The organism is Saccharopolyspora rectivirgula DSM 43747, from assembly GCF_000497205.1.
In the GTDB taxonomy this organism is placed as follows: domain Bacteria; phylum Actinomycetota; class Actinomycetes; order Mycobacteriales; family Pseudonocardiaceae; genus Saccharopolyspora; species Saccharopolyspora rectivirgula.
On sequence record NZ_AYJW01000051.1, the window covers coordinates 1 to 14,994 of the forward strand.

The window sequence follows — 14,994 nt, forward strand, 5'->3', positions numbered from 1 at the left end:
AAGCCGTTCTCGACCAGGGCTTTCGGCCAGTCCTGCCGCAGGTCGATGCTGATCTGGGTGTGGTGTTCGGGGATCGGGGCGCCGGCGGCTCGCAGGACCTGGTTCTTGTAGTCCAGCACCGCCGGCTGGTCGATCTCGAAGCTCCGCTTGGGCATGGTCAACCGGTGCGGGCGGGTGTCCAGACCGGACCCGAGGATGACGGCCTGCGCGATCCCCGTTTCGGCGGCGCGGGTGAAGAAGTCGTCGAAGAAGCGGGTGCGGAGGGCTATGTAGTTGGAGATGTGGGTGGCGAACTCGTTCCCTTCGGCGAACACCTGCATTATTTGCGGGTTCGCCCCTTCGGCCAGCTGTTTTGCGTACGGGTCGTTGATCTGGGCGTCGGCGCGGGCGGTTTCAGCCGCCCGGGCTGCGGCCACCCACACCGCGGTGATGCCAACTCCCGTCTGGATGTCCCAAGTGTCGTTCTCAGTACGCATGCCGGCCTCGCCTTTCCGCTTCCTGCCTTCGGTTGTCGATGACAGTCGTGGGTCTCGCGGGTCCCAGTTGAATTCGTTTCTGCCTCGAAAATCAGACTTAGCAAAGCTAACAAGTTGCAATAGGCAACTAAGGTGAAAGTGATTGATATTACTGGTTGTCGGTTCGCGATTTCCGTGAATTGGCCATTCCGCGGAAAAAGGAACAAAGGGCCGGGTGGTGCGCTCTTGATCGGCAGAGCCGGCCGTTCGCGGCGCGGGGTGGCGAAATGCCCTTGCCGTCGATCCGGTTCGGGGGTTGAGCGCGCCGTCGAGGTCAATGCGACGTCCGGGTGGCTCGAATTCGGCGACGCGGGGGGCTCCCCGGCGCGGGGTGCGCTGGGCTGCGCGGTGCACCGACGCGGGCGGTGTGTCGAGCGGCACGATGTTGTGGAGCAAGTGTTCCACTATTCTGCCGGCATGCCCCGACCGCGCGTGCACGACATCGACGAGGTGCTGGACACCGCTGAACGGCTGGTCGCCGAGCAGGGAGCCGAACGGCTCACCGTGCGCAAGCTCTCGGCGGAGAGCGGGGTGCCCAACGGGGCCATCTACCACGCCTTCGGTTCGCTGGCGGTGTTGCGCGGACGGATGTGGCTGCGGGCCGCGACCGAATTCCTGGACCTGCAGTCGGAACTCATCGACGAAGCGCTGGGGACGACCACCGGGACGCCTTCCGACGCGGCGTTGGACGCGGTGGTCGCGGCGGCCGACGCGGTCGCGGTGTACGCAGAGAGGCGCCCGGCAGCTGCCCGGATGCTGCTGACGGTGCGCCGCGAGCAGCTCCTCGGCCCAGACCTTCCCGGCGAGCTCGCCGACGCGCTGCTCGGCCTGGACCGGCGCCTGGTGGCCGACGTGCTGTGCCGCTTGGCGCAGGCCATGTGGGGCCGCCGGGACGGCCCCAGCGTCGAAGTGATCACGACTTGCGTGGTGGACCTGCCCACCGCCCTGCTGAAGCGGGAGATCACCCGGTCCAGCCCCGACGCGGTGCACATCAGCGCGCACGCGCGAGCACGACTGGCGACAGCGGTGCGCGCGGTCGCCGGCCACGAGCCGCCACCCCGCCGATGACCCGAGCCGGAGCTCACCCAACCGGGTGAGCGCGTCGGCTGCGCGATCGAACAGGCAGCGGAACCCGCGCCCGCGGGTCCTGAGCGGACCACCCGAACGACTCCACGACGTGAAAGGCAACGATGAGCACGGTCGATCCGATCTCCTCGCCCGCAGTGCGCAGCGGGGCGAAGCAGATCTCCGTCCACCCCGGACTCACCGGGTTGGTGTGGACCGAGGTGAGCACCCAGCTCTCCGGGGCGGCTCGGGAACACCTGCGGGAGACCTTCCCGGCCGTCGCGGTGGAAGCGTTCGCCGGAACCACCGAGGAGTACTGGCAGGACTGGCTCTCCGACGAGAAGCTGGACCAGCTGGCGGGGCTCGTCGTCGTCTTCGACTCCGACGGTCTCCCCGTGGCGTGGGTGGCCAACAACGACCGGTGGTACGGCGGGCGCCGCTGCTTCTACGCCAACTCCGCCGGGGTGCACCCGAAGTACCAGGGGGCCGGGATCTCCAGCACGATCTGGCGGGTCCTGCTGCGCTCGGCGCTGGTCAAGGCCTTCCCGCGCAACCTGTACGTGGTGATGCGCACGGGGAACCCGCTGGTCTACGGCGCGTGGACGACCGCCGCGGGCCGCAGCGACGTCGTCTGGCCCACCCCGGGCGGCGCGGTTCCGCAGCACGTCCAGCGCATCGCGGTGGACGTCGCCGCCGATCTCGGCCAGGCGGACCGGCTGGACCCGAACACCCTGGTCATCACCGACGCCTACGACGAAACCGAAGTGGGGTTGTGGAAGGAGCGCCCCACCTCGGACCGCAAGGACATCGACGACTGGTTCGCGGAGATCCTCGAGCCGCGCGACGCCGTCGTCCTCGTGGTGGCCTACAACCCGTTCCAGATCGCGATCGACGAGGTGTTGCGCCAGGTGCGCCGCAAGTTGGGATTGCGCAGCAGCCGTTCCTCGCGCAGCTCGCGAGCGAGCAGCTGAGGCGCCCGGCTCCGGTTCCCCCTCGAAAAGCAACGGAGCCGGGTGCTCGCTGCACCCGGCTCCGACGACCAGCGGAGGATACGGGATTCGAACCCGTGAGGGCTGTTAACCCAACACGATTTCCAATCGTGCGCCTTAGGCCGCTCGGCCAATCCTCCGCGCGAAAGCGTATCAGAGGCCTGGTTGAACAGGGCGTACGGGTTGTGACCTGGGGTGACGGCTCCAGGGGGCGTTGCCGGCCGGTCACACTTTCCGGGAGTGCCCTGCGGAACGGGCGGCCCGCGGGTGCCAACCGCGCCCCCTGTCGCCCGGGCAGGCCGCTCAGCAGCGCGGACGGCGGGGGAACCGGGCGAGAGGTGGGGCTTTGCCGGGTCCGGAGGACCTTTGGTTACACTGTGAGTGGACCTCGTGCGGCGTCCATCCTGTGAACTCCCCCAGGGCCGGAAGGCAGCAAGGGTAAGCAGGCTCTGACGGGTGCGCGGGGTCCCCTTCTTTTTCGGGCAGGTTCAGGCCCCGCCGTGGAAGACAGCCGCACCGCGTAGGGTTTTCATCGTGGCGCTCGCCCTCTACCGCAAATACCGTCCGGCGACTTTCGCGGAGGTCGTCGGCCAGGACCACGTCACCGAACCGCTGCGCACCGCGCTGGCCTCCGGCCGGATCAACCACGCCTACCTGTTCTCCGGTCCGCGGGGGTGCGGCAAGACCTCCAGCGCGCGGATCCTCGCGCGGTCGCTGAACTGCGCCGAAGGGCCCACCCCGGATCCGTGCGGGAAGTGCGATTCGTGCATCGCGCTGGCCCCGGAAGGCCCGGGCAGCGTCGATGTGGTGGAGCTGGACGCGGCCAGTCACGGCGGTGTCGACGACACCCGAGAACTGCGCGACCGCGCCTTCTACGCACCGGCCCAGTCGCGGTACCGGATCTTCATCATCGACGAAGCCCACATGGTCACCACCCAGGGCTTCAACGCGCTGCTGAAGATCGTCGAAGAACCACCGGAACACCTGATCTTCATCTTCGCCACCACCGAACCGGACAAGGTGCTGACCACCATCCGGTCGCGGACCCACCACTACCCGTTCCGGCTGCTGCCCCCCAGCGTCATGCGGGACCTGGTGGAGAAGATCTGCCGGGAAGAAGGCGTGCAGGTGGATCCGGCGGTGTACCCGCTGGTGATCCGCGCCGGCGGGGGCTCTGCCCGGGACACCCTCAGCGTGCTGGACCAGCTGCTGGCCGGTGCCGACGACCGCGGGGTCACCTACGAGCGGGCGGTCGCCCTGCTCGGGGTGTCCGACGTGGCGCTGATCGACGAGATGGTGGACGCGCTGGCCGCGGAGGACTCCGCCGCGGTGTACGGGGCGGTGGACCGGCTGGTCGAGGCCGGGCACGATCCCCGGCGGTTCGCCGCCGACCTGCTGGACCGGTTCCGGGACCTGCTCCTGCTGCAGTCCGTTCCGGACGCCGCGCAGCGCGGTCTGGTGGAAGTGGCCGGGGAGGAGCTGTCCCGGATGCAGCACCAGGCCGAGCAGCTCGGACCCGCCACCCTCACCCGGTTCGCCGAGATCGTGCACAGCGGCCTGTCGGAGATGCGCGGGGCCACCGCGCCCCGCCTGCAGCTGGAACTGCTGTGCTCCCGCATGCTGCTGCCCTCGGCGTCGGAGTCCGAGGCCGCCCTGCTGCAGCGGCTGGAGCGCCTGGAACGCCGGATGACGATAGCCCCCGTTCCCGAGGCCGGTGGGGACCAGCCGGCGCCGCGCAAGGTCTACCAGCGCCCCAGCGAGCGGGCTGCCGAACCCGCCCCGGAAACCGCCGAACCGGTCGGTGCACCCCCGGCGGAGCAGCGGAGCGCCACCGACCGCGCCCCCGCGGAACGCGAATCCGCTCCCCGGCAACCGGCGCCCGAGGAGGCCGCCCGCCCCGCCCAGCCGCAGCAGAGCACCGCGCCGCCGAGGCGGAGCGCGCCGGCCGAGCAGGACACCGCTCCGCCACCCGCGGAACCCGCCGTGGAGCAAGCACCGCAGCACGACGCGGCCTCGGTGCGGCGGGTGTGGACCGAACTGCTGCGGGCGGTGTCCCAGCGCAACCGGCCCACCCAGGCGCTGCTGCTCAACGCCTCCGTGCAGGCCCTGCACAACGGGACCCTGGTGTTGTCCATGCCCACCCCGGGACTGGTCAAGCAGCTCGCCCAGCAGCGGCGGCTGGACTTCGTGCGGGACGCGCTGCGGGAAGTGCTCGGCGGGGAGTGGGAGATCCAGATCGTCGAAGCCGGTGCCGCGCCCGCCGCGCCGCAGCCCGCGCCGAAACCGCAGCGGCCGGCTGCGCCGCCGGAGCGTCCGTCGCGGCCGAGCGCACCGCAGGCCAAGCCCGCGGCCACGGTGCCGTCCGCACCGGAACCGGACGACATCCCGCCACCGCCGGAGCCGCCGGCCGAGGAACCCCCGCCGGACGACATCCCGCCGGAGCCCGAACCGGCCCCGCCGCCGGCGCCGGACCAGCCGGAGGACCCGGACGAACTGCTCGCCGAATCCACCACGATGGACGGACAGCCGGTGCGGGATCCGGAAGCGGAAGCCGTCGAGCTGTTCATCCGCGAGTTCGGGGCCCGCAAGCTCGACGACTAGCCCCGGGCCAGGTGGCGGCGCAGGAATTCCAGCGCCTGCGAGTAGGCGTCCAGCCGGTTGGTCTTCTTGGCCAGGCCGTGCCCCTCGTCGGGGTAGACGAGGAGTTCGCACTCGGTCCCGTTGGCCCGCACGGCCTCGGCCAGCTGCACGGCTTCCGACAGCGGCACCCGCGGGTCGTTGGCGCCGTGCACCACCAGCAGGGGCGCCCGGATGTCCTCGGCCTTGCCCAGCGGGGAAGCGCGGTGCAGGAAGTCGAGGTCGTGCTGCAGCGAGCCGTACTCGCGCTCCCGGTGGGCGCGCCGGTAGGGCGCGGTGTTGCGCAGGAACGTGACCAGGGAGGAGATCCCGGCCAGGGCGACCCCGGCGGACCAGCGGTCGGGTTGGAAGGCGAGCCCGGCCAGCACCAGGTAGCCGCCGTAGGAGCCGCCCCACAGCGCGGCCCGTTCGGGATCGACCCCCAGCCGGGGCAGCCAGTCGTGCAGGTCGGCCAGGTCGGCGACCGCTGCCAAGCGGTTGTGCTTGTCGTCGGCCGAGTACCAGGACCTCCCGTACCCGGTGGAGCCGCGCACGTTCGGCACCAGCACGGTGTGCCCGTTGGCGCACAGCGCCTGCACCACCGGGCTGAAGGCCTGCACCGCCTGGTTCTCCGGGCCGCCGTGCAGCAGCAGCACCGCGGAGCCGGCGAGCCGCGGGTCCGGCGCGGTCGGGGTGTAGACGAAGCACGGGATGCGGGCGCCGTCGCGGGCCGGAACCTGGTGCGCGCGCGGTGCGGTCAGCTCGGGGAGCTGGTCGGCGGAGGAGGTCAGCTGCCGCGCGGTGCCGGTGCCGGGTTCGACGAGCAGCACGTCGCCCGGGGTGCGGGGGGCGCTGAACGAGAACGCCACCCAGCTCGAGTCCGGTGACCAGGCGGGCGGCGGCGCCCCGAAGACCCAGCCGTCCTCCGGGAGCGGCAGCTCGCGCAGCCGCTCCCCGGTGCGGGCGTCGTGCGCGCTCAACCTGCTGGCCCCGCCCCGGTTCTCGCGCACCAGCAGGGTGGTTCCGTCCGGGGACGGCCAGCCGGTGAGGTCGTTGTCGGCGGTGACCAGCCAGCGCGGTCGCCCACCGGCCAGGTCGTACCGGGCGATGCCGGTGAACTCCCGGTCGACGTTGGTGGTCACGACCAGGCCGGACTCGTCCGGCAGCCAGGTGGGCTGGTGGTGCTGGGCGGGCAGGTCGCGGGCGGTGAGTTCGGTGATCTCCCCGGTGGCCAGGTCGACCACCAGCAGCTGCTCGGACATCGAGTGCTCGGCCGGGACGGTGAGCGCCAGTTTGCCGGCGCTGGGGGAGAGCGCTGCTTCCTGCACCATGCCGCCCCGGTCGTAGAGCACGCGCTCCTCGCCGGTGGTGATGTCGCGGAGGACCACGTCGAAGTCGACGCCGGTGCGCCGGTTGGTGGTGTAGAGGATCTGGTCGGGGCGGGTGTCCAGCAGCCGGTGCACGCTGCCGGGGGCGCGCACCAGCGGTTGCAGGTCGGACAGCGCTGCGGGGTGGGGCACCGGCAGTTGCAGCAGGGACAGCTGGGTGCGCTCGTCGCCGTCGGTGTCGTGCTGGACGACCACCGCGCGCCGGCCCACCAGGTAGCGGCCGTGGACCGCGCCGGGCAAGGCGGTCAGCTCCCGCGGTCCGGTGCGGTCGAGCTCGACCAGCTGGGTGGAGCCGCTGGCGTCGCAGCCGGCCAGCACCCGTCCCCGGTCGTCGGCGTCGAACGCCCGCCAGGTGGTGGCCGCCAGCAGCCGGGCGAGGTCCGGAGGCATGCGTACACCTTGGCACGCCGCACAAAATTCCGGAACTACCCAGTACTGCGAACGGGCGGTGCTCGGGCGGCCGGGGAGGGCGGTACCGACCCGGGCGACGGCTAGGCTGGTGGTGAAGCCCCCGAAATGAGGAGGACCACGGTGCAACCTGGTGGCCAGCCGAACATGCAGCAGATCATGGAACAGGCGCAGAAGATGCAGCAGCAGCTGATGGCTGCGCAGCAGGAGCTCACCGCTGCCGAGGTCACCGGGAGCGCCGGTGGCGGGCTGGTGACCGCGGTGGTCAGCGGCACCGGCGAGCTCAAGTCGGTGTCCATCGACCCCAAGGCGGTGGACCCGGAGGACACCGAGACCCTTTCCGACCTGGTCGTCGCGGCCGTCCGGGACGCCAACCGAGCGGCGCAGGAGCTCCAGGCCGAGAAGATGGGGCCGCTGACCAGCGCCCTCGGTGGCGGTGCCGGCGGACCTGACCTCGGTGGGCTCGGGCTGCCCGGGATGAAGTGATTCCCGAGCGCGACCGAGTCTGGGATGTCCGGAGACGAGTGAGAGCAAGGTGTACGAAGGTCCCGTCCAGGATTTGATCGACGAGCTCGGCAGGCTGCCGGGCATCGGTCCGAAGAGCGCGCAGCGCATCGCCTTCCACCTGCTGGCGGCCGAGCCGGCGGACGTGACCCGGCTGCAGCAGGCCCTGCAGAAGGTCAAGGACGGCGTGGTGTTCTGCGAGGTCTGCGGCAACGTCTCCGAGCAGTCCACCTGCCGGATCTGCCGCGACCCGCGCCGGGACGCCACCGTGGTGTGCGTGGTGGAAGAGCCCAAGGACGTGTTGGCGATCGAGCGCACCAGGGAGTTCAAGGGCCGCTACCACGTGCTCGGCGGCGCGCTCGACCCGCTGGGCGGGATCGGTCCCGACCAGCTGCGGATCCGGCAGCTGATGGCCCGCATCGGTCAGGACGAGGTCACCGAGGTGATCATCGCGACCGATCCGAACACCGAGGGCGAGGCGACCGCCACCTACCTCGCCCGCATGCTCCGCGACTTCCCCGGCCTGCAGGTCACCCGGCTGGCGTCCGGCCTGCCGATGGGTGGCGACCTGGAGTTCGCCGATGAGCTGACCCTCGGCCGGGCGCTGGCGGGCCGCCGCTCGGTGTGACCGACCGCTCCGCGGTGCTGCTCGATCTCGTCGAGCGGGTGCGGGCCGCGCGTCCGCTGCTGGGCCCGGTGAAACTGGTGGCGGTGGACGGGCCCTCCGGATCCGGCAAGACGTGCTTCGCCCAGCAACTCCTCGCCGCGCTCACCGGCGCCGGGATGCGCGCGACCGTGGTGCCCACCGACGACTTCGCCACCTGGGACGAGCCGGTGCAGTGGTGGCCGCGGCTGGTCAGCGGGGTGCTGGAACCGCTGCGCCGCGGTCGCCCCGGCGGCTACCGGCGGATCGAATGGCCCGACGGGGAACCGGTCCTCGGCGCGCACGTGACGGTTCCGGTGCCGGAAGTCCTCGTGCTGGAAGGGGTTTCCGCGGCGCGGCGGGAGATCTCCGACCGCGTCTCCGTCGCGGTGTGGGTCGAGGAGCCCGACCCGGCCCTGCGGTTGGAGCGGGCGGTTCGCCGGGACGGCCCGCGAACCCGTCCGCACCTGCAGCGGTGGCAGGAGTTCGAACGCTCCTGGTTCGCCGCCGACGGCACCAGAGCACGCGCCGATGTGGTGGTTTCCGGTTAGCGGATGCCGGTTTTGGCGATTTCCCGCCACTCCGTGGACCGCTGCGGTGCCGGGTTCGCCCAGCTTGCAGCGATCGCGTCGACTGTTCCGCCGATCCCGGAAACCATGTTGTTACGCCAGATCCTCTTCCACTGGGCCGTTTCCGGGTTAACCTCACGGCACTTTCAGAACCGGTGACCACCGAGGTGGTGCTATGAGGAGAGCCCGGATGGCGTCGCGTTCTCGGACGCGCAGCCGATTGGTGACCGCCGGCATCGCTCTGGCGTTGTTGGCGTCGTTGCCGGCTTGTGCGGAGTCCCAACGGGACAGTGCCGCCGGCGAAGGCGGCACCTTCACCTTCGGTGCAGCGGGTGCCCCCGACCTGTTCGACCCGTTCTACGCCTCCGACGGGGAGACCTTCCGGGTCACCCGGCAGATCATGGAGGGGCTGGTCGGTTTCAAGCCGGGCACCGCGGAGGTGGAGCCGGAGCTCGCCGAGAGCTGGGAGCACAGCCCGGACGGCAAGACCTGGACCTTCCACCTGCGGCAGGGCGTGAAGTTCCACGACGGCACCGACTTCAACGCCGACGCGGTGTGCAAGAACTTCGAGCGCTGGTACCACCAGGAAGGCGCTGGGCAGAACCCCGCGTTGGCCTACTACTGGATCGAGAACTTCGGCGGTTTCGCGGACGGCAAGGCGCCGTCGCTGTACGAGTCCTGCTCGGCGCCCGACCCGGCGACCGCGGTGATCCGCCTGACCAGGCCCACCTCCAAGTTCCCGGACCTGCTGGGGCTGTCGTCGTTCAGCATCCAGTCCCCGACCGCGATGGAGAAGTACGGGGCCGATGAAGTGCGGGCCCAGGGGGACAGCTTCGTGTTCTCCGAGTACGCCCGCGAGCACCCCACCGGCACCGGGCCTTTCCGGTTCGTCTCCTACGACGAGGGCAACGGCACCATCCGGTTGGCCCGCAACGAGGAGTACTGGGGTGAGAAGGCCAAGGTCGGTGAGCTGGTCTTCCGCATCATCCCGGACGAGACCGTCCGCAAGCAGGAGCTGCAGGCCGGCTCGATCGACGGCTACGACTACCCGAGCCCGTCGGACCTCCAGGCGTTGCGCGACGCCGGCTACAACGTGCAGATCCGCGAGCCGTTCAACATCATGTACCTGGGGATCACCCAGAAGAACAACCCGGCGCTGCGCGATCTGCGGGTGCGCAAGGCGATCGCCCACGCCATCGACCGGGAGAACCTGGTGAAGGCGAACATGCCGGACGGCGCCGAGGTGGCCACCCAGTTCTATCCGGACACAGTGGACGGTTATGCGCCGGATGTGGAGAAGTACCCGCACGACCCGCAGAAGGCCAAGCAGCTGCTGGCCGAAGCCGGGGCTTCCGGGCTGACCGTCAAGTTCTACTGGCCGACCGACGTCACCCGGCCGTACATGCCCAACCCGCAGGAGATCTTCAACGCGATCGCCGAAGACCTGCGGGAGGTCGGCATCAACGTCGAACCGGTCAGCAAACCGTGGAACGGCGGCTACATCGACGACGTGGACAACGCCCGAGCGGACCTGTTCCTGCTCGGCTGGACCGGTGACTACAACACGCCGGACAACTTCATCGGAACCTTCTTCGGCACACCGGAGAACCGGTTCTACACCGCCGCTTCCCCGTGGGGCGAACAACTGGCCGCCGAGCTGCGGGCCGCCGACAGCGAACCTGACGAGGCCAAGCGCAACCGGATGTACCAGGAGATCAACCGGAAGCTGCTGTCGGAATACCTGCCGGCCATCCCGTTGACCCACTCGCCGCCGGCGATCGTGACCAGTCCCGAAGTGCAGGGGCTGCAGCCGTCGCCGTTGACCGCCGAAGAGTTCGCCACGGTCACCGTCCAGCGGTGACCCGGGCACGGAAGTCGGTGGCGCGCGGGAACCTCCCGCGCCACCGCCGGGAATTGACGGGGGTCTCGTGCTCCGCTACGCAATCCGTCGGCTGGCGCAGCTGGTGCTGGTCGTCGTGGTCCTGTCGATGCTGCTGTTCGCCTGGCTGCGCATGCTCCCGGGCGGACCCGTCTCCGCGCTGCTCGGCGACCGGGCCACGCCCGAATCCCGCGCCCAGTTGACCGCTGCGCTCGGCCTGGACCAGCCGATCCACGTGCAGTACTGGAAGTTCCTGACCCGTGCCGTGACCGGGGACTTCGGCGTCTCCACCGGGGTGCAGCGCGGAACCCCGGCCCTCGAGGTGTTCCTCACCCGGTTCCCGGCCACGGTGGAGCTCTCCGTGCTGGCGCTGCTGATCGCCGTGGCGGTGGGCATCCCGCTGGGCTACCTCGCCGCCCGGCGCCGCGGCGGCTGGCTGGACAACATCAGCATCACCTGGTCGTTGATCGGGGTCGCCGTCCCGGTGTTCTTCCTGGCGTTCCTGCTCAAGTACGTGTTCGCCATCGAACTGGGCTGGCTGCCCGCGTCCGGTCGGCAGGACGTCGGCATCAACGCCACCAGGGTGACCGGCTTCTACATCCTGGACGGGTTGCTGACCAGGGAGTGGGACGCGGCGTGGAACGCCTTCGTGCACCTGCTGCTGCCGGCGGTCGCGCTGTCCACCATCCCGTTCGCGGTGATCTTCCGGATCACCCGGGCCGCGGTGCTGGACGTGCTGGACGAGGACTACGTGCGCACCGCGCAGGCCAAGGGGCTCACCAGGATGGTGGTGCGGCGCCGGCACGTGCTGCACAACGCGATGCTGCCGGTGGTCACCACCATCGGCCTGCAGACCGGGGCGCTGCTGGCGGGGGCGGTGCTGACCGAGCGGGTGTTCAACATCGCCGGCATCGGCCAAGCCGTCGCCCTGGGCTTCCAGCGCAAGGACTACCCGGTGCTGCAGGTGGTGATCTTGGCCGCCGCGATGGTGTACGTGCTGGTCAACCTGATCGTCGACCTGTCCTACGCGTTGATCGACCCACGATTGCGGACGCGGTGAGGGGAAAGTGGCGCTACTGACGCAGCGGAAGAACCGCATCGACGATCTCGCCGACTCGTCGGCCGGTGCCGGTCCGGCGACGTCCGCGTGGCGGCGCCTGCGGCGCAGCCCGATGTTCTTCACCGGGGCCACCATCATCGGGGTCTTCGTGCTCGTCGCAGCGCTCTCCCCGCTGCTGGCCCCGCACGACCCGGCCCTGCACCTGCTGGAGGACCAGGTCTCCCGCGCCCAGAACAAGATCCCGCCACCCCAGGAGGGGTTCCCGCTCGGCGGTGACCAGTACGGTCGCGACCTGCTGTCCCGGCTGCTGCTGGGCTCCCAGCAGACCCTGCTGGTGGCGCTGCTGGCCACCGTGATCGGGCTCGGCGGCGGAATGGTGCTGGGCACCTTGGCCGGGGCGTTCGGCGGCTGGGTGGACGCGGTGGTGATGCGCATCGTGGACGTGATGCTGTCCATCCCGTCCCTGCTGCTCGCCGTCTCCATCGGGGTGCTGTTCGCCACGCAGACCCAGTTCAGCGTGATCCTGGCGGTGGCCCTGGTGCAGGTGCCGGTGTTCGCCCGGCTGCTGCGCGGCACCATGCTGGCCCAGCGCACCAGCGACCACGTGCTGGCGGCCCGCGCGCTCGGCGTGCGGGAGAGCGCGATCGTGTTCCGGCACATGCTGCCCAATGCGCTGGGGCCGGTGATCGTGCAGGCCACCCTGGTGCTGGCGGTGGCGATCATCGACGCGGCGGCGCTGTCCTTCCTCGGGCTGGGCGCGGCGGACGACTCGGTGCCCGAGTGGGGGCAGATGCTCGGCGGGGCGCAGAACATCATCGACAGCCACCCGCACCTGGCGTTCTGGCCGGCGGGCTGCATCATCGTCGTCGCCCTCGGGTTCACCTTGGTCGGCGAGTCGCTGCGCGACGCACTCGACCCGAAACGGCGGCGCTGACGGAGGAACGCGATGGCACTGCTCGACGTCCAAGACCTCTCGGTGGTGTTCACCCGCCGGGGAGAACCTCCGGTCACCGCCGTGGACGGGCTGTCGTTCTCGGTGGAGCCCGGGCAAACCGTGGGCCTGGTGGGCGAATCCGGTTGCGGGAAGTCCGTCACCTCGCTGGCGATCATGGGGTTGCTCCCGTCGCGCGGCACCGAGGTCTCCGGCTCGGTGCTGTTCGAGGGCACCGATCTGCTGCGACTGCCCGGCCGGGAGTTGGAGCGGCGCCGCGGCCGGGACCTGGGCATGGTGTTCCAGGACCCGCTCACCTCGCTGAACCCGGTGATGTCGATCGGGATGCAGGTGGCCGAAGTGGTCCAGCGGCACCGCGGGGCGTCCCGGCGCGAGGCGATGCGCGCGGCCGCGGACCTGCTGGAGCGGGTGGGCATTCCCGATCCGCGGCGCCGCCTGGGCGAGTACCCGCACCAGCTCTCCGGGGGGATGCGGCAGCGGGCGCTGATCGCGATGGCACTGGCCTGCCAGCCGAAGCTGCTGATCGCCGACGAGCCGACCACCGCGCTGGACGTCACCATCCAGGCCCAGATCCTGCGGCTGCTGGCCGAGCTGGTGTCCGAGACCGGCACCGCGCTGATCATGATCACCCACGACCTCGGGGTGGTGGCCGGGTTGTGCGACGAGATCAACGTGCTGTACGCGGGGCGGGTGGTGGAACGCGCTGGTCGGCACGAGCTGTTCGGCGATCCCCGGCACCCGTACACGGCGGGTCTGCTGGCCTCGGTGCCCAGGTTGGATTCGCCGAACGGGCAGCGGCTGCAGCCGATCAAGGGTTCCGTGGCCGACAACATCCCGTGGGACGCCGGGTGCGCGTTCGCGCCGCGCTGCCCGAACGCCACCGAGGTGTGCCAGCAGCAGGCGCCGGAACCGGACGACGGGGCGGGGGCGCGGTTGTTGCGCTGCCACAACCCGGTTCGCGAGGAGGACCGACTTGGGTGGGGCGGGAATGGCTGAAACCTTGTTGCAGGTCGAGGACCTCGCGGTGCACTACCCGGTCAAGAGCGGCCTGTTGGTGGACCGCACGGTCGGCTACGTGTACGCCGTCGACGACGTCTCGCTGCAGATCGCGCGCGGGGAGACCTACGGCCTGGTGGGCGAATCCGGCTGCGGGAAGTCCACTTTGGGCAGAGCGGTGCTGAGGTTGGAGAAACCGCGGCGCGGCAAGATCGTCTTCGACGGCGTGGACCTGGCGTCGATGCGCGGGGAGCCGCTGCGCCGGATGCGCCGCCGGATGCAGATGGTCTTCCAAGACCCGTTGTCCTCATTGGACCCCAGGCAGTCGGTCCGGTCGCTGCTGCTGGAAGGTCTGCAGGCGCACGGCCTGGCCACCGGGCGGGAAGCGACCGAGCAGCGGTTGCGGGAACTGCTGTCCGCGGTCGGACTGCCGGTTTCCGCGCTGCGCAAGTACCCGCACGAGTTCTCCGGCGGACAGCGACAGCGCATCGGGATAGCCCGGGCGCTGTCGGTGGGGCCGGAGCTGATCGTGGCAGACGAACCGGTGTCGGCGCTGGACGTCTCGGTGCAGGCCCAAGTGCTGAACCTGCTGGCGGACCTGCAAGGAGAACTGGGGCTGACCTACCTGTTCATCTCGCACGACCTGGCGGTGGTGCGCCACATCGCCGACCGGGTGGGCGTGATGTACCTCGGCGGGCTGGTGGAGGAAGCCACCTCCGACGAGCTCTACCAGCAACCGCTGCACCCGTACTCCCGCGCGCTGCTGTCCGCCGTCCCGGTGCCCGACCCGGCGGTGGAGGACGAGCGGGAGCAGATCCTGCTCAGCGGAGACCTCCCGTCCCCGGCGCGACCGCCGTCCGGCTGCCGCTTCCACACCCGGTGCCCGTGGCGGCAGGTGGACAAGTGCAGCACCGAGCGGCCGGCGCTGCGGGAGATCACCCCCAGTCACCGGGTCGCCTGCCACTACGCGGAGGACATCGTCGCCGGGCGGATCACCCCGACCCAGCCGGCGGCAGCGGAGGTTTCCCGCTGACCACGGGCTTCCCACCTCCGGTCGGGGTCTGCGCCGCACGACTTCCGCGCTGGTGGGGGGCAGGTGCGGTCGGGTGGCTACGATGTCAGCGCGGTCAGCCCGGAGCGGCACGCACCAGCGGGCACCGCTCGATTGCCCGTGCCGACCGGTCAGCCGGTGGTTGTCAGGACGGAGGTTGCTGAGCAGTGCGGTACAGCAGCGCGGCCAGATGCGGCTTTTGCGATCAGCGAGCGATTCTGGACCGGACCACGGCTGAACACCTCGCCGCAGCTTCCGGTGGGCGCCTGCTCAGCTTCGAGTGCCCGGTCGGCAACGGGGTGCACGTGATCAACCCGGTGTTCGAGCACGGCCGGTCGACGAGCAGGTAGCCGTTCCCC

The 14,994-nt window shown here is 70.6% G+C and carries 14 protein-coding genes, 1 tRNA gene and 1 other RNA gene; 13 read left to right on the top strand and 3 right to left on the bottom strand.

The genetic code is table 11. The features are described from left to right. On the bottom strand, positions 1-476 hold a 476-nt coding region (locus tag SREC43747_RS0113960), incomplete at its 3' end, for a class I SAM-dependent methyltransferase (RefSeq protein ID WP_029721898.1). A 456-nt stretch (positions 477-932) separates the two neighbouring features. On the opposite strand from SREC43747_RS0113960, the gene SREC43747_RS0113965 reads away from it, so the two are divergent. Continuing rightward, positions 933-1,583 (top strand): TetR/AcrR family transcriptional regulator, encoded by a 651-nt coding sequence (locus SREC43747_RS0113965; RefSeq protein WP_029721899.1) that lies wholly within the window; start codon positions 933-935, stop codon positions 1,581-1,583. Between the two features lie 122 nt (positions 1,584-1,705). Next, entirely contained in the window at positions 1,706-2,551 is an 846-nt protein-coding gene (locus SREC43747_RS0113970; RefSeq protein ID WP_029721900.1) for a GNAT family N-acetyltransferase, read from the top strand. Positions 2,552-2,623: 72 nt separating this feature from the next. Here the strand turns inward: SREC43747_RS0113970 and SREC43747_RS0113975 are convergent. Next, positions 2,624-2,709, bottom strand: a tRNA-Ser gene (locus SREC43747_RS0113975). 240 nt (positions 2,710-2,949) lie between these two features. Here SREC43747_RS0113975 and ffs point away from each other — a divergent pair. Both ffs and SREC43747_RS0113980 read left to right on the top strand, forming a co-directional pair. Next, positions 2,950-3,044, top strand: an RNA gene (gene ffs, locus SREC43747_RS20645) — signal recognition particle sRNA small type. 59 nt (positions 3,045-3,103) lie between these two features. Next, positions 3,104-5,170: a DNA polymerase III subunit gamma and tau gene (locus SREC43747_RS0113980; RefSeq protein ID WP_029721901.1), complete on the top strand. Its 2,067-nt coding sequence runs from the start codon at positions 3,104-3,106 to the stop codon at positions 5,168-5,170. Here the strand turns inward: SREC43747_RS0113980 and SREC43747_RS0113985 are convergent. Continuing rightward, the gene (locus SREC43747_RS0113985; protein ID WP_029721902.1) at positions 5,167-6,963 is read right to left on the bottom strand and encodes an alpha/beta hydrolase family protein; all 1,797 of its coding nucleotides are present in this window, start codon (positions 6,961-6,963) and stop codon (positions 5,167-5,169) included. The genes SREC43747_RS0113980 and SREC43747_RS0113985 overlap by 4 nt on opposite strands. Before the next feature lie 126 nt (positions 6,964-7,089). On the opposite strand from SREC43747_RS0113985, the gene SREC43747_RS0113990 reads away from it, so the two are divergent. The 9 genes from SREC43747_RS0113990 to SREC43747_RS0114035 all read left to right on the top strand — a co-directional run bounded on the left by SREC43747_RS0113990 (position 7,090) and on the right by SREC43747_RS0114035 (position 14,985). Continuing rightward, positions 7,090-7,467: a YbaB/EbfC family nucleoid-associated protein gene (locus SREC43747_RS0113990; RefSeq protein ID WP_037332035.1), complete on the top strand. Its 378-nt coding sequence runs from the start codon at positions 7,090-7,092 to the stop codon at positions 7,465-7,467. A gap of 49 nt (positions 7,468-7,516) precedes the next feature. Next, the gene (recR, locus tag SREC43747_RS0113995; protein ID WP_029721904.1) at positions 7,517-8,113 is read left to right on the top strand and encodes a recombination mediator RecR; all 597 of its coding nucleotides are present in this window, start codon (positions 7,517-7,519) and stop codon (positions 8,111-8,113) included. A gap of 68 nt (positions 8,114-8,181) precedes the next feature. Next, on the top strand, positions 8,182-8,679 hold the full coding sequence (locus SREC43747_RS0114000; protein ID WP_029721905.1) for a uridine kinase family protein: 498 nt from the start codon (positions 8,182-8,184) through the stop codon (positions 8,677-8,679). 208 nt (positions 8,680-8,887) lie between these two features. After that, positions 8,888-10,558, top strand: coding sequence for an ABC transporter substrate-binding protein (locus SREC43747_RS0114010; RefSeq protein WP_236623196.1), 1,671 nt, complete (start codon positions 8,888-8,890; stop codon positions 10,556-10,558). A 67-nt stretch (positions 10,559-10,625) separates the two neighbouring features. Then, the gene (locus SREC43747_RS0114015; protein ID WP_029721907.1) at positions 10,626-11,636 is read left to right on the top strand and encodes an ABC transporter permease; all 1,011 of its coding nucleotides are present in this window, start codon (positions 10,626-10,628) and stop codon (positions 11,634-11,636) included. 16 nt (positions 11,637-11,652) lie between these two features. Next, complete coding sequence (locus SREC43747_RS0114020) at positions 11,653-12,570, top strand: ABC transporter permease (RefSeq protein WP_051388029.1); 918 nt, start codon at positions 11,653-11,655, stop codon at positions 12,568-12,570. 12 nt (positions 12,571-12,582) lie between these two features. Continuing rightward, positions 12,583-13,584 carry an ABC transporter ATP-binding protein gene (locus SREC43747_RS0114025; RefSeq protein ID WP_029721909.1) on the top strand — a complete coding sequence of 334 codons (1,002 nt, stop codon included), beginning with the start codon at positions 12,583-12,585 and terminating at the stop codon, positions 13,582-13,584. Next, positions 13,577-14,617, top strand: a complete 1,041-nt coding sequence (locus SREC43747_RS0114030) for an ABC transporter ATP-binding protein (RefSeq protein ID WP_037332037.1) — start codon at positions 13,577-13,579, stop codon at positions 14,615-14,617. Before SREC43747_RS0114025 ends, SREC43747_RS0114030 begins: the two co-directional genes overlap by 8 nt. A 185-nt stretch (positions 14,618-14,802) precedes the next feature. Continuing rightward, on the top strand, positions 14,803-14,985 hold the full coding sequence (locus SREC43747_RS0114035; RefSeq protein ID WP_029721911.1) for a hypothetical protein: 183 nt from the start codon (positions 14,803-14,805) through the stop codon (positions 14,983-14,985). Positions 14,986-14,994 lie beyond the last annotated feature (9 nt).